The sequence below is a fragment of the Bradyrhizobium sp. PSBB068 genome, assembly GCA_016839165.1.
GTDB lineage: Bacteria > Pseudomonadota > Alphaproteobacteria > Rhizobiales > Xanthobacteraceae > Bradyrhizobium.
Map to the genome: position 1 here is coordinate 2,105,280 of CP069300.1, position 24,445 is coordinate 2,129,724.

The 24,445-nt window shown below is 64.4% G+C and carries 19 protein-coding genes; 14 read left to right on the forward strand and 5 right to left on the reverse strand.

Annotated features, from left to right (window positions below; all coding sequences use genetic code 11):
* Window position 1: 1 nt before the first annotated feature.
* On the reverse strand, window positions 2–1,504 hold the full coding sequence (locus tag JQ507_09780; GenBank protein QRI71735.1) for a GGDEF domain-containing protein: 1,503 nt from the start codon (window positions 1,502–1,504) through the stop codon (window positions 2–4).
* Window positions 1,505–1,676: 172 nt separating this feature from the next.
* Complete coding sequence (locus JQ507_09785) at window positions 1,677–3,383, reverse strand: HAMP domain-containing protein (GenBank protein QRI71736.1); 1,707 nt, start codon at window positions 3,381–3,383, stop codon at window positions 1,677–1,679.
* A 344-nt stretch (window positions 3,384–3,727) separates the two neighbouring features.
* On the opposite strand from JQ507_09785, the gene JQ507_09790 reads away from it, so the two are divergent.
* From JQ507_09790 to JQ507_09805, 4 genes are all read left to right on the forward strand, one after another.
* The gene (locus tag JQ507_09790; GenBank protein QRI71737.1) at window positions 3,728–5,110 is read left to right on the forward strand and encodes an ethanolamine ammonia-lyase subunit EutB; all 1,383 of its coding nucleotides are present in this window, start codon (window positions 3,728–3,730) and stop codon (window positions 5,108–5,110) included.
* Window positions 5,111–5,238: 128 nt separating this feature from the next.
* Window positions 5,239–6,825: a B12-binding domain-containing radical SAM protein gene (locus JQ507_09795; protein QRI71738.1), complete on the forward strand. Its 1,587-nt coding sequence runs from the start codon at window positions 5,239–5,241 to the stop codon at window positions 6,823–6,825.
* 4 nt (window positions 6,826–6,829) lie between these two features.
* Window positions 6,830–7,624, forward strand: coding sequence for an ethanolamine ammonia-lyase subunit EutC (gene eutC, locus JQ507_09800; protein QRI71739.1), 795 nt, complete (start codon window positions 6,830–6,832; stop codon window positions 7,622–7,624).
* A gap of 197 nt (window positions 7,625–7,821) precedes the next feature.
* Window positions 7,822–10,206: an MMPL family transporter gene (locus JQ507_09805; protein QRI71740.1), complete on the forward strand. Its 2,385-nt coding sequence runs from the start codon at window positions 7,822–7,824 to the stop codon at window positions 10,204–10,206.
* An 81-nt stretch (window positions 10,207–10,287) separates the two neighbouring features.
* Here the strand turns inward: JQ507_09805 and JQ507_09810 are convergent, their stop codons facing one another.
* Complete coding sequence (locus JQ507_09810) at window positions 10,288–10,791, reverse strand: hypothetical protein (GenBank protein QRI71741.1); 504 nt, start codon at window positions 10,789–10,791, stop codon at window positions 10,288–10,290.
* Between the two features lie 403 nt (window positions 10,792–11,194).
* Between JQ507_09810 and JQ507_09815 the strand changes: the two genes are divergently transcribed.
* The 10 genes from JQ507_09815 (at window position 11,195) to JQ507_09860 (ending at window position 21,902) form a co-directional block, all read left to right on the forward strand.
* Window positions 11,195–11,434 (forward strand): hypothetical protein, encoded by a 240-nt coding sequence (locus JQ507_09815; protein QRI71742.1) that lies wholly within the window; start codon window positions 11,195–11,197, stop codon window positions 11,432–11,434.
* Between the two features lie 195 nt (window positions 11,435–11,629).
* On the forward strand, window positions 11,630–12,508 hold the full coding sequence (gene hpnC / locus JQ507_09820; protein ID QRI71743.1) for a squalene synthase HpnC: 879 nt from the start codon (window positions 11,630–11,632) through the stop codon (window positions 12,506–12,508).
* The gene (gene hpnD / locus JQ507_09825; GenBank protein QRI71744.1) at window positions 12,505–13,341 is read left to right on the forward strand and encodes a presqualene diphosphate synthase HpnD; all 837 of its coding nucleotides are present in this window, start codon (window positions 12,505–12,507) and stop codon (window positions 13,339–13,341) included. The genes hpnC and hpnD overlap by 4 nt, the downstream gene beginning before the upstream one ends.
* On the forward strand, window positions 13,341–14,591 hold the full coding sequence (locus JQ507_09830) for an FAD-dependent oxidoreductase (protein QRI71745.1): 1,251 nt from the start codon (window positions 13,341–13,343) through the stop codon (window positions 14,589–14,591). The genes hpnD and JQ507_09830 overlap by 1 nt, the downstream gene beginning before the upstream one ends.
* 163 nt (window positions 14,592–14,754) lie before the next feature.
* A complete protein-coding gene (gene shc / locus JQ507_09835; GenBank protein ID QRI71746.1) occupies window positions 14,755–16,716 on the forward strand; it encodes a squalene--hopene cyclase in 1,962 nt (653 codons plus the stop codon).
* Window positions 16,717–16,742: 26 nt separating this feature from the next.
* Entirely contained in the window at window positions 16,743–17,471 is a 729-nt protein-coding gene (locus JQ507_09840; GenBank protein QRI73271.1) for a phosphorylase, read from the forward strand.
* Between the two features lie 346 nt (window positions 17,472–17,817).
* The gene (locus tag JQ507_09845) at window positions 17,818–18,462 is read left to right on the forward strand and encodes a TetR/AcrR family transcriptional regulator (protein ID QRI71747.1); all 645 of its coding nucleotides are present in this window, start codon (window positions 17,818–17,820) and stop codon (window positions 18,460–18,462) included.
* Window positions 18,459–20,159, forward strand: coding sequence for an acyl-CoA dehydrogenase family protein (locus JQ507_09850; GenBank protein ID QRI71748.1), 1,701 nt, complete (start codon window positions 18,459–18,461; stop codon window positions 20,157–20,159). The genes JQ507_09845 and JQ507_09850 overlap by 4 nt, the downstream gene beginning before the upstream one ends.
* A 1-nt stretch (window position 20,160) precedes the next feature.
* Window positions 20,161–21,003: a class II aldolase/adducin family protein gene (locus tag JQ507_09855; protein ID QRI71749.1), complete on the forward strand. Its 843-nt coding sequence runs from the start codon at window positions 20,161–20,163 to the stop codon at window positions 21,001–21,003.
* Window positions 21,000–21,902, forward strand: a complete 903-nt coding sequence (locus tag JQ507_09860) for a DUF2520 domain-containing protein (protein QRI71750.1) — start codon at window positions 21,000–21,002, stop codon at window positions 21,900–21,902. Before JQ507_09855 ends, JQ507_09860 begins: the two co-directional genes overlap by 4 nt.
* 67 nt (window positions 21,903–21,969) lie before the next feature.
* Here the strand turns inward: JQ507_09860 and hpnH are convergent, their stop codons facing one another.
* The gene (gene hpnH, locus JQ507_09865; GenBank protein QRI71751.1) at window positions 21,970–23,130 is read right to left on the reverse strand and encodes an adenosyl-hopene transferase HpnH; all 1,161 of its coding nucleotides are present in this window, start codon (window positions 23,128–23,130) and stop codon (window positions 21,970–21,972) included.
* 46 nt (window positions 23,131–23,176) lie between these two features.
* Window positions 23,177–24,103, reverse strand: coding sequence for a 4-hydroxy-3-methylbut-2-enyl diphosphate reductase (ispH, locus tag JQ507_09870; GenBank protein QRI71752.1), 927 nt, complete (start codon window positions 24,101–24,103; stop codon window positions 23,177–23,179).
* Window positions 24,104–24,445 lie beyond the last annotated feature (342 nt).

Genomic DNA, 24,445 nt, shown 5'->3' on the forward strand with positions numbered 1-24,445 from the left:
ATCAGGCGACATGCCGCTTGCCCGATTTGTCCCATCCGATCGGGCTGACGATCACGCGGTCGCGGCCTTCTGCCTTGGCTTGATAGAGCGCAAGGTCCGCTGCCTTGAGCAGTTCGCGCGACGTGCGCTCGTGGTCGGGCACGAGGCAGGACACCCCGATGCTGACGGTCGGTAACTCCTGCTCGGATTCGCGTGCGGCCGCGAGCTTCGCGCGAATCTGTTCGGCGACCTCCAACGCACCGGCCTTGCCGATGCCGGGCAGCAACACCGAAAACTCCTCGCCGCCGTAGCGCGCGCCGAGATCGGTGACGCGCTTGGCGCTGGCTGCGATGCATCGCCCCACGGTGGCGAGTACGGCGTCGCCAGCCTGATGCCCGTAGGTGTCGTTGAAGGCTTTGAAATGATCGACATCGATCATCAGAAGCGAAACCGGCGACTTCGCGCGCATGCCGCGCCGCCATTCGGCTTCAAGGGTGTCATCGAGGCGGCGGCGGTTGGCGAGGCCGGTCAGCGCGTCGGTGCTCGCAAGATGCGCGAGCCGGCGTTCGGCAGCGGCCCGCCGCTTGAGAGCAGCCAGCAGATAGAACATCAGGACGATCGAGAAGCTGCACAGCGCGGCCACCACGCTGCCGATCAGCCAGACCTGCTGCCACCAATCGGCATAGATGCCGTCGAGCGAGAGACCCTCGGCGATGATCAGGCGATGGTTGCCGACCGCCTGGAAGACATAGAGCCGCCTGACATGATCGACGAGCGATTTCGTCATGTAGGAGCCGGATTGCCGCGCCGGATACTGCTTGAAGACCTGGGAGTCCTTGATGCTCTGCCCGATCTTGCCGATCTCGAACGGTGTCCGCATCAGCATGACGCCGTCAGTGTTGAACAGCGCCATGCTGTCGCCGAGGCCGAAGTTCAGCTTGCGAAACAGGTTGTGGAAATAGCTGAGCCGCATGCTGCCCGCGACCACGCCTGCAAAGGATCCATCCTCCGTGCTGATACGGCGGCTCAGGCTGATCAGATATTCGCCGTCCGGCGTGACCCAGGGAGCGCTGATGAACAGTCCGCGGTCGGCTCGCGTCTGATGCACCTGGAAGAAGTCCCGATCGGCGAAATTTGCCGTCCGAGGCTTCAATGTCCGGGAATCCAGCGTGACGTCTCCCGCGACATTCAGCACGAGGATCGAGCCGAGATCCTTGGCCGTGGCGGCGCGGTCGAACAGCACGACCTGGCGGAGTTCCGGGCTGACCTTGCCGAGCTCCGGCAGCTTGACGCCGTCGGCGACCGCCTGCAGAGAGAGGTCATAGAGCTCGATGTTGCGGTCGATCTCGCTGGCAATGGAGGCGACGAGGTTGGTCGCCCCTTCCTTCGCATGCTGATAGTCCTTGTCCGCCATCTCCCAGAGGATCGATGCGCAGATCGCCGAAAAGCCCAAAACGAGGCCGATCCCGAGCGCAAGCAGCCGTTTGGTCGGCACCGCCTTCGGCTTTGGCACAGGCCCGTTCATTGTTCGCTTCCCGCTTCCCCCGCGCCCCCGCGCTTTGACGTTTTCTATAGGGGCATCAAATTGAGAAAGGCGACCTGAAGCGCAGGCAATTTATGCGCGTGCGTTGGGGGAGCTTTAACCATCCGGCTTGACCGGGACCCGTCGCGGGTCCTCGACAGATCGCGCGTTCCGTTCAGGTTCCGGTCCGCCGTAGGTCCTCTGCGGCGTCGCTGCGCAAATTGCGGAAGAACTGCTCGACCTCGCGCGACAGCGTCTCGGCGGTCGCGGTCAAATCGTTCGATGCCGCGAGCACCGATTCTGCCGCCTTGCTGGTCTGGTCCATGTCGTCGCGGAGCGAGCCGACATTCGTCACCAGGGTCTCGTTGCCCTGGGCGGCCATCTGCGCATTGGCGGAGATTTCGCGCGTCGCCGCGTCCTGTTGGCCGATCGCGCTTGCGATATTGGCGGTGACGTTGTTGATCTCGCGCACCGCCTGGCCGATTTCGCGCACGGCGGCGACGGAGTTGCGGGTCGAGGCCTGGATCAGGCCGACATTCTCGCTGATCTCGGCGGTTGCCTTCGCGGTCTGTCCGGCGAGCGCCTTGACCTCGTGCGCAACGACCGCGAAGCCGCGGCCGGCATCGCCGGCGCGGGCGGCTTCGATGGTGGCGTTGAGCGCGAGCAAATTGGTCTGCTCGGCGATCGCCTGGATCAGGCTCAGCACGCCGTCGATGCGCTGGGTGGTGGCGGCAAGGCTCTCGATCTCGGTGATCGACCGGTCGGTGCGCGCACCGGCGTGATCGACCGCGCCGGACGACTGCTTGACCTGGCGACCGATCTCCGCGACCGAGGCGGAGAGCTCTTCGGCCGCGCCCGCCACCGCGGAGACGTTGCTCAAGGCCTGTTCGGTCGCGCCTGCCGCCGCAACCGCCCGGCCATTGGCGTCCGCCGCGACGGTCGCGATGGTCTGCGCGGTCTGCCGCATCGTCGCGGCGTTGTCGTGCACCGCGCGCAGCACCTCACCGATGGTGCCGCGGAATGCGTCGACGAAGCTCTCGATGTGCCGGCCGCGTGCGTCGCGGGCCTCGGAATCCTGCAGGACTTGCGCGTTCAGGCTGCGATTGCGGTCCATCGCCTCCTGGAACACCTTGATGGCGCGCGCCAGGGCGCCGATCTCGTCGCCGCGTTCGGCGTGGGGCACCTCGACATGGTCGTCGCCCTCGGCGACGCGCTTGATGGTCGTTGTGATCTGCGACAGCGGCCGCGCCACCGAGCGGGCGATGATCAGCACGCCGAGCACCACCACGACCATGGCCGCCGCGCCGAGCCCGGTCAGCAGCAGTGCCAGCTCGCGGTTGGTGTCGGTCTGCCGTGCCAGCCTCTTGCTGCGCTCGGCATAGACTTTTGAGAGCGCCTCGAGGTCCTTGTTCAGCGCGCTGCGTACGTCGCGGTTGGCGTCGTTGTCGCCCCATTCGCGTCCGGCTGCGCCGCCGATCTCGATGCCGCGACGAACCAGCTCCTTGCGGAAATCGATGAACTGCTCGATGCGCTTCTTGAAGACCGCGAACTCGGTGGCGTCGTCAGCCTGCACCAGGGTTTCCCAGTTCTTGACCACGCCGATGATGCGTTCGTTGAACGCCAGCAGTCCGTCGCTGTATTTCTTCACCGCCGCCGGATCGGTCGACATGTAGATGCCGCGGGATTCCATCACCACGGCATAGACCAGCGAATTGACCCGCTCGACATTGAGCGCGGCACGGCTCGCGAGGTCGACGGCGGCGGTCAACTCGGCATTGCGCCGCGCGTTGTAGTCGGACAGGAAAGTGATGGCCGCAGTCAGCGCCGCAATCAGCGCAAACGTCGAGTACAGCCTGGCAGCAAGCGAGAATCGGGATGCCATTGGAGGCCGGGACATGGAGATGGAGGATGTGATGGGGGCGGGCACTGAGGGCACTCCAGGGGCCGGGGCGTACCTTCGGCCGATTAAAGCTTATGCAAAATCTTCATGGACAATCTCTTAACGCGCGGGCTTTGCGCGATTGCAGTCGTTAAAATCCCTAAATGATCCCAATGTCTTATGCAGCCTCTTGAACCTGCCGGGTTCCCGCGACTGGCGGTTGTGTTGAATGACGCGCCGCCATCATCGTCATTCATCAACATCCAAGGTGCATCGGGCGAAGCCGATGGCACGACTTTCGCAAAGAGGTGCTAGGTTACGCCGCCCCAGCCCTACGCGAATTTCCCATGCACTATCGTCACACCATCGACGCCACCAGCTACGCATTCGACGATCTGCGCATCCTGCTTGCCAGGGCCTCGCCGCCGCGCTCGGGCGACCGGCTGGCCGGCATCGCAGCCGACAGTGCCGCGGAGATGATCGCAGCGCGGCTTGCGCTCGCCGACGTCCCGCTCAAGCAATTCCTCGATGAGCCTGTCATCCCCTACGAGGACGACGAGGTCACCCGCCTGATCCTCGACAGCCACGACGTCGCCGCCTTTTTGCCGGTGTCGTCGCTTACCGTCGGCGGCTTCCGCGACTGGCTGCTGTCGGATGCCGCGACCGGTGAAGCGATCAGCAGGATTTCACGCGGCGTCACCCCGGAAATGGTTGCGGCGGTATCGAAGCTGATGCGCAACCAGGACCTGATCCTGGTCGCCAAGAAATGCGAGGTCACGACCCGCTTCCGCAACACGGTCGGCTTGCGCGGGCGAATGAGCACACGGCTGCAGCCCAACCATCCCTTCGACGATGCCAAGGGCATCACCGCCTCGATCCTCGACGGACTGCTGCTCGGATCCGGCGATGCCTGCATCGGCATCAATCCGGCGAGCGACGATCCGAATGTCATCGGCACCCTGCTGCGGTTGCTGGACGACGTTATCACCCGGCTCGGGATTCCGACGCAGGGATGCGTGCTGACCCATGTCACGACCACGCTCGGACTGATCGGGCAGGGGCTGCCGGTCGATCTCGTGTTCCAGTCGATCGCAGGGACCGAGGCGGCCAATCGCAGCTTCGGCGTCGACCTCTCGCTGCTGCGCGAGGCACGGGAAGCCGGGCTGTCGCTCCGGCGCGGCACGGTCGGCGACAATGTGATGTATTTCGAGACCGGGCAGGGCTCGGCCCTGTCGGCCAACGCCCATCACCAGGTCGATCAGCAGACCTGCGAGGCGCGGGCCTATGCGGTGGCGCGCGCGTTCGATCCGCTGCTCGTCAACAGCGTGGTCGGTTTCATCGGCCCCGAATACCTCTACGACGGCAAGGAAATCATCCGCGCCGGCCTCGAGGATCATTTCTGCGGCAAGCTGCTCGGCCTGCCGCTCGGAATCGACGTTTGCTATACCAACCATGCCGAGGCCGATCAGGATGACATGGACAATCTCCTGACGCTGCTCGCCGCCGCAGGTGTGAACTTCATCATGGGCGTGCCGGGCGCGGATGACGTCATGCTGAACTATCAGTCGACATCGTTTCACGATGCGCTTTATGTCCGTGACCTGTTCGGCCTGAAGCGGGCGCCCGAATTCGACGATTGGCTCGCGCGCGCCGGCCTTGCCGGGCAGGACTTCCGCCTCGTTGCCGATGCGGGGCGGCTGCCTGACCTCGCCGCCAGGCTCCTGACCTGACGGGATAGCAAAATTCTGCAGAGCAACTATCTCGCCGTTGTGACGTTGGTAAGTGCCACAATGTTGAAGAATTTCTGGCCCAGCGTTCCACGCCATGGTTAGATTTGCGGACGCTTCGGGGTCGATTGATGAGAGCTGAGGGCATAGAGACAGCACGGCGTATCCTCTGCGTCTTTCCGCGCTATACGTCGTCGTTCGGGACCTTCGAGCACGCCTACCCCCTGACCGACGGCGTCAAGGCGTTCATGCCGCCGCAGGGCCTGCTGCTGATTGCTGCATACCTCCCAGAGAACTGGCAGGTCCGTTTCGTCGACGAGAACCTGCGCCCGGCCACGGCGGAGGATTTCGAGTGGGCGGACGCGGTGTTCGTCAGCGGTATGCACATCCAGCGCCAGCAGATGAACGACATCTGCCGCCGCGCGCATGACCATGATCTCGTGGTCGCGATCGGCGGGCCGTCCGTCAGCGCGTGCCCGGACTATTATCCCTCATTCGACTACCTTCATGTCGGCGAACTCGGCGATGCGACCAATGAGCTGATCAGGCGCCTGGCGGATGACACCAGCCGTCCCGACCAGCAGGTGGTGCTGAAGACCATCGACCGCCTGCCGATGACGGATTTCCCGCTGCCGGCCTATGAGCTCGCCGAAACCAAGAAGTACTTTCTCGGCAGCATCCAGTTCTCATCGGGCTGCCCCTATCAGTGCGAGTTCTGTGACATCCCCGGGCTCTATGGCCGCAATCCGCGGCTGAAGTCGCCGCAGCAGATCATCGCGGAGCTCGACAAGCTGCGCGCATGCGGTGCGACCGACACCGTGTATTTCGTCGACGACAATTTCATCGGCAACCGCAAGGCCGCGAGCGAGCTGCTGCCGCATCTGATCGAATGGCAGAAGCGGACCGGCTATGTCACGCGCCTCGCCTGCGAGGCGACGCTCAACATCGCCAAGCGGCCCGAGATACTGGAGAAGATGCGCGAGGCCTTCTTCGTGACGATCTTCGTCGGCATCGAGACGCCGGATCCCGATGCGCTGAAGGCCATGCACAAGGATCAGAACATGATGGTTCCGATCCTGGAAGGCGTACGAACCATCAATTCCTTCGGCATGGAGGTCGTCTCCGGCATCATCATGGGGCTCGATACCGACAAGCCCCAGACCGGTGATGCGCTGATCTCCTTCGTCGAGGAGTCCCGGATTCCGCTGCTCACGATCAATCTGCTGCAGGCGTTGCCGAAGACGCCGTTGTGGGACCGGCTGGAAAAGGCGGGGCGGCTGGTCCATGACGACGGCCGCGACTCCAATGTCGAGTTCCTGCTGCCCTACGAGGACGTGGTCAGTTCCTGGCGCAAATGCATGGAAATCGCCTACGAGCCGAAGAAGCTGTTCGAGCGCTATCTGCATCAATGCAACTACACCTATGCCAACCGCATCAAGGTGCCGGTCAGTCCGGAGATGAAGAGCTGGGCCAACATCCGGCGCGGCCTGATCATGCTGCGCAACATCTTCTGGAAGGTCGGCGTGCTCGGCGACTACAGGCGCGTGTTCTGGAAGTTTGCGCTCGGCCGGCTCAAACGCGGCGACATCGAGGGGTTGATCTCGGCGACGCTGGTTGCGCACCACCTGATCACATTTGCGCGCGCAGCCTCCAGCGGCCGGCAGAACGCCTCGAACTACTCGATCCGGCTGCGCGAGGCTTCAGTTCCGGCCGAATGACAGCATGACGACACCGCCGGCGCCATCGACCGCTTCGCTACCCGATTTGCGTGACCTCACGCCGGCACGCGTCGGTCTCGGTCGGTCCGGGGCCAGCCTGCCGACCAATGCGCTGCTCTCCTTCACGCTCGACCACGCCCGCGCGCGCGACGCCGTTCACGCGACGTTCGAGGTCAGCGGCATCGCTGCCGGTCTTGCCGGCCTCGGCATCACACCGCACGAGGTGTCGAGCCAGGCGCACGAGCGGCGCGACTATCTGCGCCGGCCGGATCGCGGGCGCATGCTGGATTCCGCATCGCGGCGGTCGCTGGAAAGCTGCGGCATCACCGCGTGCTCCTGCGCCATCGTGATCGGAGACGGTCTGTCGCCGACGGCGGTCAATGTGCACGCCGTCGAATTGATCCGGCATCTGCTGCCGCGGCTTGCGGCCGACAAGATCGATGCCGGCGCAGTGATCGTGGCATCCGGCGCGCGCGTTGCGCTCGGTGACGAGATCGGCGCCATCCTCGGCGCGCGCATGCTGGTGATGCTGATCGGCGAACGGCCCGGCCTTTCCGCGCCCGACAGTCTTGGCGCCTATCTCACCTTTGCACCGCGGATCGGCCTCACCGATGCCGATCGCAACTGCATCTCCAACATCCACCGTGCTGGCCTGAGCTATGCGGAAGCCGCTCTCAGGATCGCGTGGCTTGTGCGTGAAGGGCTGGCGCGCCAGATCACAGGGGTCGCGTTGAAGGACGAAAGCGGCGGTGGATCATCACAGAATGCGCTCCCAGGGTGTGGCAAATCAGATACTTAATGGTGGGGATCAGCGGTTCCCCGCTGATTTGGCTCGACCCTCGCGCTTGCGAGCAAGAGGGCAGACAGGTAAAACCGGCGCCGGTCAATATTCACGTGTTTTCAAGGACTAGCGCCGAAAAGCCGCGCTCACCCGCCTCATTCGCGCCCCTAGACCCAAGCTAGACAGATTGAGCCGTTTTCAGAACTGGACAGGGCATGCTCGAAAAGAACTCCGAAAGTCAGGTCCACGTCGAGAAGGTCGAAGAGCCGCGGTCGGGCCCCAGCATCGCGTTCGGGATCGAGCGTCTCGGCCTGATCCCGATGCGGGCGCCGATCCTGTCTTGCATCGTGCTCGTTCTGTTGCTGGTCGGCGCCGTATTCGGCGTGCATCGGATCAAGATCGACGATTCGCTGTCGCAATTGTTCCGCTCCGAATCCAAGGACTACAAGCAGTATGAGGCCGTGACCAAGCGCTTCCCGGCGACCGAGTTCGACGTCCTCGTCGTGGTCGAAGGCAAGACGCTGCTCGAGCGCGACAATCTCGGCAAGCTCCGTGACATGGTCACTGACCTGCAGCTCGTCGAGGGCGTGCGCGGCCTGGTGTCGCTGTTCTCCGCGCGCCAGGCGCCGGAGCCCGGCAAGCTGCCGGCGGCGCTGTTCCCGAACGAGCTCCCCGAGGGCGCGGCCTACGACAAGTTCGTCGAGACCGTCAAAAGCAACGAGATTATCCGCGGCAAGCTATTGTCGGAGGACGGCACGCTCGCGCTGGTCGTGCTGTCGCTCGAGCCGGAGGTGGTCGGCAGCAACAAGCTCGGCAAGGTGGTCGGCGACATCAGGAAGATCATGGCCGACGATCTCGGCGGCAGCGGGCTCAATGCCCAGCTGTCCGGCGTGCCGGTCATGCAGCTCGAGATCCGCAACGCGGTCGAGCGCGACGGCCTGACCTACAACATTCTCGGCATCCTCGCCGGCTGCGTCATCGCCATCATCTTCTTCCGCAAGATCTCCTTCATGGTGGCGGCGGCGTTCCCGCCGATGATCGCGATCCTGCTCGCGTTGGGCGGCCTCGGATGGGCCAATTTCAATCTCAACATGTTCCTCAATGTGATGACGCCGCTCATCATGGTGATCAGCTTCTCCGACTCGATGCAGCTGACATTCGCCGCGCGCGACCGGCTGATCGCCGGGCAGGACAAGTTCACCGCGTTCAAGAACGCGGTGCTGGTGGTCGGCCCGGCCTGCGTGCTGACGCACGGCACGGCCGGCATTTCCTTCATCGCGCTGCAGTTCTCGGACTCCGACCTGATCCGCAAATTCGGCGAGGCCGGGCTTGCGGCGACCATCATCGCGCTGGTCGCGGTGCTCTCGCTGGTGCCGGTGTTCGGCATCCTGCTGGTGCGCAACGAGAAGGTCTTTGCGGTCAAGTTCCAGAGCGCGGACGCCGGCGTGCAGGCGCTGCGCAATTTCTGCTACTGGATTGCCGTGCGCATGGTCGGTCGTCCCGGGCTGTTCAGCCTGCTCGCGCTGATCGTCGTCGGCGGCCTCGGCATCATCTATGCCAACCTCGAGCCGCGCTACCGGCTCGCCGACCAGGTGCCGGACAAGCGGCAGGCAGTGGAGGCGTCGAGCCGGCTCGACGCCAAGCTGACCGGCGCCAATCCGGTCGATGTGCTGATCGAATTCCCCAAGGGTCAGTCGCTCTATTCGCCGGAGACGCTGAAGACGATCGCCGATGTCCACGCGATGGTCGAGGACTCTGCCGGCGTCGGCAATGTCTGGTCGCTGGAAACCCTGCGGCGCTGGCTCGCCGAAAAGGCCGGCAGCAACGATGTCGCGACGCTGAAGGAATATGTCGGCGTGATCCCCGAGCATCTCGTGCGCCGCTTCATCTCGAAGGATCAGGATGCGGTGGTGGTGTCGGGCCGGGTTCCGGATCTCGACTCGAGCCAATTGCTTCCGGTGGTGAACAAGCTCGATCATTCGCTGGACAAGGTGCGCGCCGAGCACCCCGGCTACGAGATCGCCGTCACCGGCCTGTCGGTGATTGCCGCGCGCAACAGCGCCAACATGATCGAGAAGCTCAACCGCGGCCTGACCGTCGAGTTCGCGCTGGTCGCGATCTTCATCGGACTGGCGTTCCGCTCGGTCGTGGTGATGTTCTCCTGCATCCTGCCGGGCATCTTCCCCGTGGTGCTGTCAGGCACCGTGTTGTGGCTGCTCGGGGAGGGGCTGCAATTCGCAAGCGTGGTGGCACTGACCGTGTCGTTCGGCCTTGGGCTCAGCGCAACCATCCACTTCCTCAATCGTCTGCGGCTCGAGACCAAGCCCGGTGTCACGCCGGAGCTTGCGGTTGAGCGCGCCACCGTTCTGGTCGGTCCCGCGCTGATCCTGACGACGGTGGTGCTGGCCTGCGGCCTGGTCGTCACCGTGTTCTCCGATCTGCCGTCGCTGCGCCTGTTCGGCTGGCTCAGCGCATTCTCGATGGTCGCGGCCCTGGTCGCGGACCTCTTCATCCTGCGGCCGACCTCGATGTTCCTGATCAACCTGTCGCAAAAGCTCCGCGGCAGGGGCGGGCAGCCGGCGCCGATCGAAAAGGCCTGATCGGTCGACAATTAGAAGGCCCGGTTCCGAGGTGTTCGGAACCGGGCCTTTTTTGTTCGCCGGCGAAATCGATCGGAAGCGTCAGGTCTTCGTCATCGTGATCGTGACGCCGCGGATCTCGCCCTTGGAGTCGATCTGCACCACCTGCTTGGAGCCGTTGGTCTGCAGGTTCAGGTTTGCGGCAAAGCCGGACGCCTCGACGAACACGTCGATCCGTCCGCCGCCCGCGGTGCCCTGCAAATTGCCGAAGATGTTGCGGCTTGCCTCGCTCCAGTTGCCGGAGATCCGGTCGCCCTGGCTGGTGACGTCGCTGGAGAGGTCGAACTTGTAGCTGTCGCTGGCGCAATGCAGCGATTGCTTCAGGTTCATGCCCGACGGCGCGACCTTGTAGTCAGCCTTGCAACGAATGCGTTCGGTCGTGCCGTTGGACAGCGCCACCGTGCCCGTTCCGGTCCACGAGCCGGCAAAACCGGCGAACGGACCGCTGGCCTGCGCATGGACTGCGGAGGCAGACAGCATCAGTGCGGCGCCGACGCCCACAGCTCCGAGGGCCTGAGCATAATGGCTGGAACCAAACAGTTTCATTGTGAATTTCCCATCAAAATCAACGCCTCCCTTGCAAGAAAGCGTCTCGCCGCATCGAAGGTTTAGTGTCACCCAAGAATGTTAGGTTCAAACGACAAAGGCGACGCGCACGATGCCTGTCGTCTTCGAACAGAATCAGAAACGATTGGCCTCATGACGGCATCTAGCTTTGCGTGCGTGCCATCTGCAATAGCCAAACGCGACAAAGTGATGGCGCGAATCGCTTTTGTGAATCAATAACTTAAGTGGGGGTTTACAGCGCCGTAAATTTAGCCGCATTTAGCAGTGCTTGTCGTCAATCCGTTGCCGCGTTACGTGGCGTCTGCAATCCCCAAAATCCGTCCCGGCCATGCCGAAACGCTTTCGGGAACAGATTTTCTGCTGTCGGAAATGAAGGAATACGATGCGTAAATTTCTCTTGGCACTTGCCCTGTTGTCGATCCCGCTCGCGTCCAGCGCCGTCGCCCAGCAGCAGCAGGGACGCGGTACACCCGATGAGCAGAAGGCCTGCACGCGTGACGTGCAGCGTCACTGCCGCTCCGTCATCGATCAGGGCGATTTCACCATTCTCGCCTGCCTGCAGCAGAATCGCAGCAAGATCAGCGCCGCCTGTGAGCAGGTGCTGAAGAGCCACGGCCAATAAGACCGAATTCAGGTCTCAAGGGACCGCCATCAATACCGAGGCTGGCAGCCATGCCGGCCGCGGTCACATATGCTGGCGGTCACAGATAGCATTGGTTTTGGTGGCGTATTCCCCTATATGGGGCTCGCAAATCCCCCGCATGCGCTGACGGTTCGCGCCTGCGTCGTGCCATGACCAGTGTAGCCCAAATTTCCCATGACCACCGCGAGCGACCTGCGATCCGGAAAGACCCACCGCGACGAGAATTTTCCGGTCGCGTCGTGGATCATTCATCCGCGGCACCGTGCCCTGATCCTGGCCTTCTATAATTTCGTCCGCACCGCCGACGATATCGCCGATCACGCCACGCTGCAGCCTGCGGAAAAGCTGCGCTATCTCGACCTCATGGAGGCCGAGCTGCTCGGCAATGGCGAGACCCAGAACGAGGCGGTCAATCTGCGCCGGGCCTTCGCCGAGCGCGGCATGCCGCCGCGGCATGCGCTTGACGTGCTGGTGGCGTTCCGCCTCGACGTCACCAAGCAGCGTTATGAAAACTGGGACGATGTGATCGACTATTGCCGTTATTCGGCGATGCCGGTCGGGCGCTTCATGCTCGACGTCCATGGCGAGGATACCTCGACTTGGGCCGCATCGGATGCGCTCTGCGCCGCCTTGCAGATCAACAATCATCTGCAGGATTGCGGCAAGGACTACCGCAACCTGAACCGCGTCTACCTGCCGCGCGATGCGCTCGCCGCCGCAGGCGCGACGGTGGAGATGCTCGGCGAGGCGAAGTCACAGCCGGCCCTGCTCAACTGTCTGCAGGCGCTCGCGGTGCGCACCGAGACGCTGCTTGTGCAAAGCAAATCACTTGCCGCCGAGGTGAAGGACTTCAGGCTCGGGCTCGAGATCTCCGTGATCCAGGCGTTCGCCGACAAGATCGTCAACATGCTGAAGGTGCGCGATCCGCTCAGCGAGCGGGTGCATTTGAGCAAGGTTGAGCTACTGCTGCAGAGCCTCGGCGGCGTCGCAGTCGAGACCGCGCAGCGCGCGACCGGACGGCGTGTGGTCTCCAGGACGGCGGCCGGCGCATGAGCGTCGAGGCGGCGGCCAACGCAAATTACGGAAGCACTGCGTCGGGCAGCTCGTTCTATGCCGCGATGCGCATCCTGCCGCACGCCCAGCGCGAGGCGATGTTCCAGATCTACAGCTTCTGTCGGCAGGTCGACGACATCGCGGATTCCGACGGCCCGCGGCCGGAGCGGCTGGCGGCGCTGCAACAATGGCGCGACGATATCGACGCGCTCTATGCCGGGCACCCGCCGGAGCGGCTGAAGGACTATGTCGCCTCGGTCAAGACGTTCGGCCTGAAGCGCGAAGATTTCCTCGCGATCGTCGACGGCATGGAGATGGACGTGCCGCAGGACATCCGCGCGCCGGATCTTGCGACGCTCGATCTCTATTGCGATCGCGTCGCGAGCGCGGTCGGCCGGCTGTCGGTGCGTGTGTTCGGCCTGCCCGAGGACGACGGCATCCAGCTCGCGCATCACCTCGGCCGTGCGCTGCAGCTCACCAACATCCTGCGCGACATCGACGAGGATGCCGGTCTCGGCCGGCTCTATCTGCCGCGCGAATGGCTCTGGCACGCCGGCATCACCAACAACGACCCGGCGCGCGTCACCGCCGATCGCGCGCTGCCGAAAGTGTGCGCGCCGCTGGCCGAGCGCGCCAAGATGCATTTCCAGAAGTCCGACGAGATCATGAAGCGCAATTCGCGCCGCGCCGTGCGCGCGCCCCGGATCATGTCGAAATACTACCGCGCGATCCTCGATCTGTTGATCGCGCGCGGCTTCGCCGCGCCGCGTGCGCCGGTGCGTGTGTCCAAGGCCGCCAAGATCGGCATTCTTCTTCGTTACGCGATCATCTGATGCAAAAGACCGTTCATATCATCGGCGCCGGCATTTCCGGCCTCTCCGCCGCCGTGCGGCTCGCCAATGCCGGCTACAAGGTCGCCGTTCACGAGGCGACGCAGCAGGCTGGCGGCCGCTGCCGGTCCTATTTCGACGCCGCCACCAATCTCACCATCGACAATGGCAATCACCTGCTGCTGTCGGGCAACCGTCACGCGCTGAGCTACGCGCGTTCGATCGGCACCGAGGCCGGTCTCGTCGGGCCCGCGCGCGCGCAGTTTCCGTTCGTCGATCTGGCCTCTGGCCGGCGCTGGCAGCTCGACCTCGGCGATTCCCGCCTGCCGCTATGGGTGTTCGACGAGGCGCGCCGCGTCCCGGACACGACCCTGCGCGACTATCTCGCATTGGCGCCGCTGGCCTGGGCCGGCACCGCGGCGCTGGTTGGCAACACCATCCCCTGCAAGGGCACGCTGTATGACCGCCTGGTGCAGCCGCTGCTGCTCGCCGCGCTGAACGTCGATCCACCGGAGGGCTCGGCCGGGCTTGCCGGCGCCATCGTGCGCGAGACGCTGCTCGCCGGCGGGCAGGCCTGCCGCCCGCTGATCGCGCGCGACGGCCTCAGCTCCGTGCTGATCGAGCCGGCCGTGAAGCTGTTGCAGGAGAGGGGCCACAGCGTCCAGTTCAGTCACGAATTGCGTACGCTTGGCATGTCCGGCGATCGCGTCAGCGAGCTGGACTTCGGCGGCGGCGACAAGATCGAGCTGGCGGCCGACGATGCCGTCGTGCTCGCGGTGCCGCCGCGTGCTGCGGCGACCTTGCTGCCGGGCCTGAAAACCCCGACCAAATTCCGCGCCATCGTCAACGCGCATTTCCGCGTCGATCCGCCGCGTGACGCCGCGCCCATTCTCGGCGTGGTCGGCAGCCTCGTGGAATGGCTGTTCGCGTTCCCGCAGCGGCTGTCGGTGACGATCTCCAACGGCGACCGCCTGGTCGACATGCCGCGCGAGGAACTCGCGCAGGCGATCTGGCGGGACATCTGCAAGGCATCGGGCGTGTCGGGCGACCTGCCGCCCTGGCAGATCGTGCGCGAGCGCCGTGCCACATTTGAGGCGACGCCGGAGCAGAACGCCCTCCGTCCGGGGGCCACGACGGCGCAAAAAAACCTGTTCCTTGCCGGCGACTGGACTGCTACCGGATTGCCGGCAACCATCGAGGGATCGGTGCGGTCGGGTGATCGCGCCGCCGATCTGGTTCTGGCCACGCGCTAGATTCGACCTGCTGGAGCATTTTCGAGCGAAGTGGTCACCGGTTCGCGTCAAGAAAGTGCGACCGGCAAATGAATGAGAACATGATCCGATTTGATCGGATCATGTTCGGAAGCGGCCGCGGCTTTCGAACAGCCGGCCCGCGATGAAGAGGATATCGAGCGAGATGCTTTCGAGAGATCACGGCGTTGCAGTCGATCCGGTCGCGCTGGAGAAGAGCATCTCCAAGGCAACCGAAGCACTGCTTGGCTATCGCCAGTCCGACGGACATTGGGTGTTCGAGCTCGAGGCCGACAGCACCATTCCGGCCGAGTACATCCTGCTGCGTCACTATCTGGCCGAGCCCGTCGATGCGGCCCTCGAGGCCAAGATCGGCAACTATCTGCGCCGCGTCCAGGGCGCGCATGGCGGCTGGCCGCTGGTGCATGACGGCCCGTTCGACATGAGCGCCAGCGTGAAGTCGTACTTCGCGCTGAAGATGATCGGCGATTCCGTCGACGCGCCGCACATGGTGCGGGCGCGCGAGGCGATCCGCTCGCGCGGCGGCGCTTCGGGCAGCAACGTGTTCACGCGCTTCCTGCTCGCGCTCTATGGCGTCGTGACCTGGCGCGCAACGCCGGTGCTGCCGATCGAGATCATGCTGCTGCCGATGTGGTCGCCGTTCCACATCAACAAGATCTCGTACTGGGCGCGCACCACGATGGTGCCGCTGATGGTGCTCGCCGCGCTGAAGCCGCGCGCGAAGAATCCGAAGGGCGTCGGCATCGACGAGCTGTTCCTGGAGGATCCGAAATCGGTCCGCATGGCGCCGAAGGCGCCGCACCAGAGCGCGAGCTGGTTCTACCTGTTCCGCTCGCTCGACGCCGTGCTGCGCGTGATCGAGCCGATGTTTCCGAACAGCCTGCGCCAGCGCGCGATCGATGCAGCGCTCGCCTTCACCGAAGAGCGGCTGAACGGCGAAGACGGCATGGGCGCGATCTATCCGCCGATGGCCAACATCGTCATGATGTATGAGGCGCTCGGCAAGGACGAGAGTTTTCCGCCGCGCGCCGTCACCCGACGCGGCATCGACAAGCTGCTCGTGATCGGCGACGACGAGGCCTATTGCCAGCCCTGCGTTTCGCCGGTGTGGGACACGGCACTGACCTGTCATGCGCTGCAGGAAGCCGGCGGCGACGACACCCTCGCCAAGGCCAAGCAGGGTCTCGACTGGCTGAAGCCGCGCCAGGTGCTTGAGCTGAAGGGCGATTGGGCGGTCAAGGCGCCGGACGTGCGTCCCGGCGGCTGGGCGTTCCAGTACAACAACGACCACTATCCCGACCTCGACGACACCGCCGTGGTTGTCATGGCGATGGATCGCGTGCGGCGTCATACCGGGACCCGCGAATACGACGAGGCGATCGCGCGCGGCCGCGAGTGGATCGAGGGCCTGCAGAGCCGGGACGGCGGCTGGGCCGCGTTCGACGCCAACAACCTCGAATATTACCTCAACAACATCCCGTTCTCGGATCACGGCGCACTGCTCGATCCGCCGACCGAGGACGTCACCGCGCGCTGCATCTCGATGCTGGGCCAGCTCGGCGAGACCGCCGAGAGCAGCAAGGCGATGGCCGACGGCATTGCCTATCTGCGCCGTACCCAGCTGCCCGAGGGCTCCTGGTACGGCCGCTGGGGCCTGAACTACATCTACGGCACCTGGTCGGTGCTGTGTGCGCTAAATGTCGCAGGGGTCGATCGCAACGACCCGATGATCCGAAAGGCGGTAGAATGGCTGGCGTCCGTCCAGAATCAGGACGGCGGCTGGGGCGAGGACGCCGTCAGCTACCGGCTGGATTACAAGGGTTATGAAGTTGCGCCGTCGACCTCCTCACAAACGGCATGGGCTTTGCTTGGATTGATGGCCGCCGGAGAGGTCGAAAACCCGGCCGTCGTGCGGGGGGTGGAGTACCTAAAGGCAACACAGACGGAAAAAGGGCTGTGGGACGAGCAGCGATACACAGCTACGGGGTTTCCGCGGGTATTTTACTTGCGATATCATGGCTACTCGAAGTTCTTTCCGCTCTGGGCGCTGGCGCGGTATCGGAATCTGAGAAGCACCAATAGCAGGGTGGTAGGGGTCGGGATGTGATTGTTGAGGCGGGGGCCGCCGAGACCGTGGACAGTAGAATTGATCCTCGGCCGGTATTGATTGTGACTGGATTGGTGCAGGAGGCCCGTATCGCAGCGGGTCCCGGCATGATCGTGATTTGCAGTTCGAGCGATCCGCAGCAGCTGCGTGCATTGCTGGCGACGCTGGATCCGACGACCTTCCGTGGCGTGATTTCGTTCGGCGTGGCCGGAGGGCTCGACCCGTCGCTCAAGTCCGGCGACGTCGTGGTCGCGACCGAGGTGATGTCCGGCGACACGCGTTTCCTGGCGGCGTCCGCCCTGAACGAAGAGATGATCGCCAGCGCCGCGCTGAAGCGCCGCAGGATCGTTCGCGGCGGGCTTGCCGGCGTGGAAGAGGTGATCGCGGCGAAGGCCTGCAAGGCCGCTCTGCGCTCGATGACGGGTGCAGCCGCGGTCGACATGGAGAGCCATATTGCGGCAGCCTATGCCGCCAAGGCGCGCATTCCGTTCGCCGCGCTGCGCGTGATCAGCGATCCCGCGCACCGGGCGCTGCCGGAGCTTGCGAAATCCGCGGTGAAGCCGAATGGCGACATCGACCTGCGCAAGGTGCTGCGGGGCATCGCGCGCAATCCGCGCACGTTGCGGGCACTGGTGTCGACCGGGATCGACTTCAACCGCGCGCTGCGCTCGCTGCGCAGCTGCCGCGGCTTCCTGCTCGGCAACGAAGTGCTGATGCCGGTGGACGGCGTCATGGTCACGGCGAAGGCGGCCTGATCCAACCGTCCCGGGCTGGGACGGGTTTCTCGACGCATCAAGTTCAAAACAAAGGCCTGGTCGCATCGCGACCGGGCCTTTTGCTTTTGGGACCTGGTGGTTTGGCTTGATGCCCACACCGGGCTGGCGCATTGCGCTGGACGGGGGGACAGCTCGGTCCTTGCCGAGGGGCGCGCGAGCGCGTTGCTGCGTGCTGCCTGCGCGCTCCCGTCTTTCGTGCGGGGCGGCGCGGCTTCGGGGCTGGCAGGCGCGTCCTGGGGCCGCAGGGGCCCGCTGGATGCTTGACAGATCCAGGCATTCAACGGAGGATGAATTATGATCCTGTATTCATGAATTAAGGTTCACGATGGCCATCGCGGCGGTTCGCCTCAATCAGCTCGTCGAGACCAAGGCACGCATCCTGGATGCCGCCAGGGAGACGGTGGCGCTGAGCGGCTGGAAGGATGCCCAGATCGCCCTGATCGCGGCACGGGCTGGCGTGGCCACGGGCAGCGTGTATCGCTACTTCGACTCTAAGGCGGACCTGTACGCGCAGGTGCTCGGACTGGTGTCCGAGCGCGAGGTGGCGGTGGTTGCCGCGATCGTCGAGGCCGAGGGATCGGCGTCGCAATGTCTGGTGGATGCGATCTACACCTTCGCGGTGCGTGCGATGCGCGGCCGTCGGCTGGCCTACGCGCTGATCGCCGAACCCTGTGAACCCGAGATCGACGCCGCGCGCCTGAAATACCGCGCCGCACTCGCCGACCAGATCGCAAGGCTGGTCCGGCGCGGCATCGCCAATGGCGAGTTCGTCGAGATCGACGCCAACGTCGCTGCATCCTGCGTCACCGGCGCCTTCATGGAAGCGCTGGTCGGTCCGCTGGCGCCCGAGGCGGCTCCCGATTCCGATGCGGCGAAGGCGATCGCGCAATCGATCGCAGGGCTCGCCGCGCGCATGCTGTTTCGCCACACGACGCCTGAATTGACCCCCGTATCGCGAGTCTCCGCATGAATGCGCGTGTCCAGCCTGTAGCCGTCGCAGAAGTGAAAGCCAGTCCGTTTGCGACCCACGAAGTCCGCAACCAGGCGCGGCCCGCGACAGGCTTCAACGCGTTCGAGGACGACCGCGCGCTGAGCGGCCTGATCGCGAAGCTGGCGCCGTGGGCACGCGATAAGCTTTCTGCGCTGGGCGCCCATGCCGGCAGCGAGGCCGCGCAGGAGGCGGCACGACTTGCCAATGAGCACGAACCGAAGCTCGTGACCCATGACCGCTACGGCAACCGCGATGATTGGGTCGAATTCCATCCGGCCTGGCATCAATTGATGGCGCTGGCGTTCCAGAGCGAGGTGCATAGCCTGGCCTGGTCGACGCGCGAGCCGCACGGCCATCTGGCGCGCGCGGCGCTGAGCTATCTCTGGAATCAGATCGAGAACGGCGTCGGTTGCCCGACCGGCATGGCTTACGCCGCGATCGCCGGATTTGCCGGCAAGCCGCAATTTGCGCTGTGGCGGGAGCGAACGCTGACCGCGGATTACGACCCGCGCCGGCTTCCGATCGAGGCCAAGCGTGCTGCTGTCATCGGCTATGCGATGACCGAGAAGCAGGGCGGCTCCGATCTGCGCGAGACCCAGACCACGGCGCGCTTCGTCGAGCGCGGCGCGCATGGCGAGATCTATGCGATCACCGGCCACAAATGGTTCTTCTCGGTGCCGGTCGCCGATGGATTCTACACCCTGGCGCGTACCCGGTCCGGCGTCAGCTGCCTGTTCGTCCCGCGCCTGCTGCCCGACGGCAGCGCCAACCGCATCCACATCCAGCGGCTGAAAGACAAATGCGGCAACCGCTCCAATGCGTCAAGCGAGATCGAGTATCACGACACCTGGTCGATCCTGGTCGGTGAGGAAGGCCGCGGCATCGCGGAAATCCTCTCGCATGCGCATCTGACGCGGCTGGATTTCGCGGTCGGCTCCGCCGGGCTGATGAGGCAGGCATTGAGCCTCGCCATCAATCACGCGCAGACCCGAACCGCGTTCGCCAGACCGATGTCCGAGCTTCCGATGCAGCGCAACGTGCTGGCCGATCTCGCGCTCGAGAGCGAGGCGGCGATGCTGGGCGCGTTTCGCGTCGCGCGCGCGACCGACGGCTTGCAGGCCAGCGAGCACGAGCGGCTGCTGGCGCGGGTCGCGACCCCCGTGATGAAGTTCTGGAATTGCCAGCGCGCGCCGGCCTTCACCTATGAGTGCCTGCAAGTGCACGGCGGCAACGGCTTCATCATGGAGAATGCGATGGCGCGGCTCTATCGCGAGGCGCCGCTGAATTCGATCTGGGAAGGCACCTCGAACATGATGTGCATGGACGTGCTGCGCGCCATGCAGCGCGATGCCAAGTGCCGCGATGCGTTCATCGACGAATTGCGCGGGAGCAGGGGCCTCAACCCGATCTATGACCGGAGCACTGACGACCTCGCCGATCGCTTGCAGGCCCGCTATCCGGACGATGGGCACGCGAGGGCGCTGGTCACCCGCATGGCGCATGCGTTGCAGGCTGCCGAAATGCTGAGACACAGCGACGCGACTGCCGCTGATCTGTTCGTGCAATCGAGGTTCGGCGCCGATGCGACGCATGTGTTCGGCGCGCTGCCGTCGTCGGAGGGGCTCAGCCATATCGTCGAACGCGCCTCCGTCATCCGTCACCAAGGGCCCAAGTAACATGCGCCAGAGCGAAGTTTGTGCCGTCAACGACGTCAGAGCCGTCGTGGGTGAACGGGAGTGGGCGACCCGGGTCGACCTCGCGGCGTGCTACCGCCTGGTCGCGCTCTATGGCATGACCGACCTGATCTACAACCATATCAGCGCGCAGGTGCCGGGGCATGACGATCAGTATCTGATCAATCCCTACGGCATGCTGTACGAGGAGATCACGGCGTCGAGCCTGGTCAAGATCGACATCGAGGGCCGGACGCTGTTGCAGCCCGATCACGGCTACAACGTCAACGTCGCCGGCTTCTATCTGCATGCGCCGATCCATCGCGCACGGCCCGACGTGAAGTGCGTTCTGCATACCCACACCAGGGCAGGCACGGCGGTCAGCGCGCTCGCCGAAGGGCTGTTGCCGCTGTCGCAGACCGCGATGCGGTTCCACGGGCGGATCGGCTATCACGATTTCGAGGGGCCGGCGATCGATCGTGAGGAATGCGACCGCGTCGTGGCCGATCTCGGCCGCAACAACGTGCTGATCCTGCGCAATCACGGCCTGCTGGTGTGCGGCAACACGATTCAGCAGGCGTTCAACGCGATCTATTGGCTTGAGCAGGCCTGCCGGATCCAGGTCGATGCGCTCGGCTGCGGCCGGCCGCTGCATGCGCCGACCGAGCTTGCAATCGGCAACACGGTGACCTGCTTTGCCGGCACCGAGATCACGCTGGACAATGAGCGCGACACCAATCCGACCATGAACGAAGCGGCGCAGAATCTGCAAGCCGGCTACGGCCTGCTGGAATGGCCGGCACTGCGGCGCCGGCTCGACCGCCTTGATGGGAGCTACGCGCAATGAGCTCGTCGCTGGCGGCGCTGCCGATCGGCTTCATCGGCGCCGGCCGCGTCGCGCAAACGCTCGCGCCGGCATTCGCCCGCGCGGAGCTGAACGTCGCGGCATTTCATAATCGCGGTGCCGATGCCGCGCAGCGGCTCGGCTCCCGCATCCTGTCGGCACGGCCGATGCCGGATCCGCAGCAGGTCGTTGACAGCTGCGACATGGTTTTCCTGACCGTGAGCGACGATGCGATCCTGCCGGTCTGCCGCGATCTGCGCTGGCAGCCGCGTCACCGCGTGGTTCATTGCAGCGGCGCGACCGAGCTCGCGGCGCTCGATCATGCCAAAGCCGCAGGCGCGGCCACCGGCGGCTTTCATCCGATGCAGATGTTCGCAAATCCCGACGTCGCGCTCGAGGGATTGCGCGGATGCACCGTCGGCATCGAGGCCGAGGGCGATTTCAGGCGCGACCTGGAATGGCTTGCGACCCGTATCGGCTGCGAGCCGCTGGCGCTGCCGGCCGGCGTGCGCGCGCTGTATCACGCCTCGGCCTACTATGTCGGCCCGTTCCTGATCGCGCTGCTCAAGGAGGGCGTCGAGCTCTGGAAGAGCTTTGGCGCCAGCGAGGCTGACGCGCTGCGGGCGATGATGCCGCTGCTGCGCGGCACGGTCGCGGCCGTCCTCGATGGCGGATTGGCCAACGGCATGGGCGGCTGCGTGGCGCGCGGCGATGTCGGCACCATCCTCAAGCATCTCCGCGCCCTCGACGAGCGCTTTCCGTCCTCGGGCGCGCTGTATCGCGAGCTGGCCCTGCGCAACGTCCCGCTCGGGATCGAACGCGGCACACTCAGCGCGCCGCGCGCGGCCGAGATCGAGCAATTGCTGCTGCGGACGCGATCGGAACTGCTGGCGGCATCCTGATCCAACAAAAAGGCCCCGGTTCGCTGAACCGGGGCCTTGATGTTTCTGTGTTCGCTCGGATCGCGCCTCAGGCGGCTGTCGAAGCCTTCGCCTGCTGCTTGGCGGCGGAGGCTTCAGCCTCGTCGCGGCGGATCTCGGAGAGCTTCTTCTGGACCTGCTCGGCGAAGATGTACTGCGCCGGACGCTGCTTCGACATGTCGATCTCCGGCGCCATCGGGCCCGTGGTCTTGATGCCGCGCAGCGCCACCCACATCGCCTTCAGCGGATTGTTGATCGCGGCAGTGGCTGCGGTCGGCTCGTAGCCGCAATGCGCCATGCAGTCGGCGCACTTCTCGTACTTGCCGGTGCCGTAGGTGTCCCAATCGGTGGTGTCCATCAGCTCCTTGAAGGTCTTGGCGTAGCCTTCACCGAGCAGATAGCAGGGCTTCTGCCAGCCGAAGATGTTGCGCGCCGGCATGCCCCAGGGCGTGCACTCGTATTCCTGGTTGCCGGCGAGGAAGTCCAGAAAGAGCCCGGAATGCATGAAGTTCCACTTCTTGCCCTTGCCGAGCGCAAAGACGTCGCGGAACAGCTTCTTGGTCTTGGTGCGGTTGAGGAAGTGCTCCTGGTCGGGCGCACGCTCATAGGCGTAACCCGGCGACATCGAGACGCCGACGCCGAGCTCGGTGGTGAAGTCGAGGAATTTGGCGATCTCCTCGGCCGGATGGCCGTCGAAGATGGTGGCGTTGACGTTGACCGTGAAGCCACGCGCCTTCGCCGCCTTGATCGCGGAAACGGCGCGATCAAACACGCCCTTCTGCGACACCGCCTTGTCGTGATGGTCCTTCAGGCCGTCGAGATGCACCGAGAAGAACAGATAGGGCGACGGCTCGAACAGATCGAGCTTCTTCTCCAGCAGCAGCGCATTGGTGCACAGCGAGACGAATTTCTTGCGCGCCACGAGGCCGCGCACGATCTCGCCGATCTCCTTGTGGATCAGCGGCTCGCCGCCGGGAATCGCCACCATCGGCGCGCCGCATTCATCGGCCGCGTCCCAGCATTCCTGCGCCGTCATGCGGCGATTGAGGATCGCATCGGGATAGTCGATCTTGCCGCAGCCGACGCAGGCGAGGTTGCAACGGAACAAGGGTTCGAGCATCAGCACGAGCGGATAGCGTTTGCGGCCAAGCAGCTTCTGCTTGATCAGATAACCGCCGATACGCATTTCCTTGAAGAATGGTATAGCCATTAGACGATTTTCTTTCTGCACTTATTCAAAGGGAAGTGGGTTCAGATCAGCCCGCAGTCAGTTCGGCCGGCAGCCGGAATTCGATATTCTCTTCGCGGCCCGGAACGACCGAGACCGATACCGGTCCGATGCGCCGCAGGGCCTCGATGACATCGTCGACCAGAACTTCGGGTGCCGATGCACCCGCCGTGATGCCGACGGCCTTCGCATCCTTCAGCCAATCCGGGTTGAGCTCGCTCCCATCGGCAATGAGATAACTCGCGACGCCGACCTCGGTGCCGATTTCACGAAGCCTGTTCGAGTTGGAACTATTGGCGGCCCCCACCACCAAAATGACGTCCACCAGCTTACTCAGGTCCCTTACCGCAGATTGGCGGTTCTGTGTCGCATAGCAGATATCCCTGATGTCCGGGCCTTGAATATCTGTAAATTTGGCCTGTAGGGCCGCGATGATGTCCCTGGTGTCGTCCACGGACAGGGTGGTCTGGGTGATATAGGCGACCGGAGCGTCGGTCGGCAGCCGCAATTCCGCCACATCCTGGACGCTCTGGACCAGCAGGACCGGTCCCGGAACCTGCCCCATGGTGCCCTCGACCTCGGGATGGCCGGCATGCCCGATCAGGATCAGGGCGCGGCCCCTGGAGATATAGCGTTTGCCCTGGTTGTGGACCTTGGTAACGAGCGGGCAGGTGGCGTTGAGCACGGGCAGGTCGCGGGCTTCCGCCTCCTCCTCGACGCTCCTGGCGACGCCATGGGCGCTGAATACGGTGACCGCCTTGGCCGGCACTTCCGACAGGTCCTCGACGAAGATCGCGCCCTTCTTCTTCAGGCTCTCGACCACATGCTTGTTGTGCACGATCTCGTGCCGGACATAGACCGGCGGGCCATACTTCGCGAGCGCGCGTTCGACGATCTCGATCGCGCGCACCACGCCCGCGCAAAAGCCGCGCGGCTGGGCAAGAAACACTTCCATGGGACGTCCGTTACGCAAATTGCACCAATCTCATTTCATGCCCTGCGGTCTTTCCGACAACGCACTCCGCCCGGTCGGACCCTGCAACGTCGGTTGCAATGTCCGCATCATCTCAGGTCCTGCACGTGATCCGCGCCCTCAAGAGCATGGAAATACAGGGTTTTGTGGCAAAAAGGTAGCGCCGCGAAGGACTGCGATGACGATGCGGGAGGGTATTTGAGGTAATATAGTATTGGATGAGGCCCCTGCGACCGTCGGTCCCCCTCACTTGTTCGTCACTTTATCGCCCACTCATGCGGTCTATACCGGCCACTCGTGGCCGTTCCTGTGGTTTGGAACCTT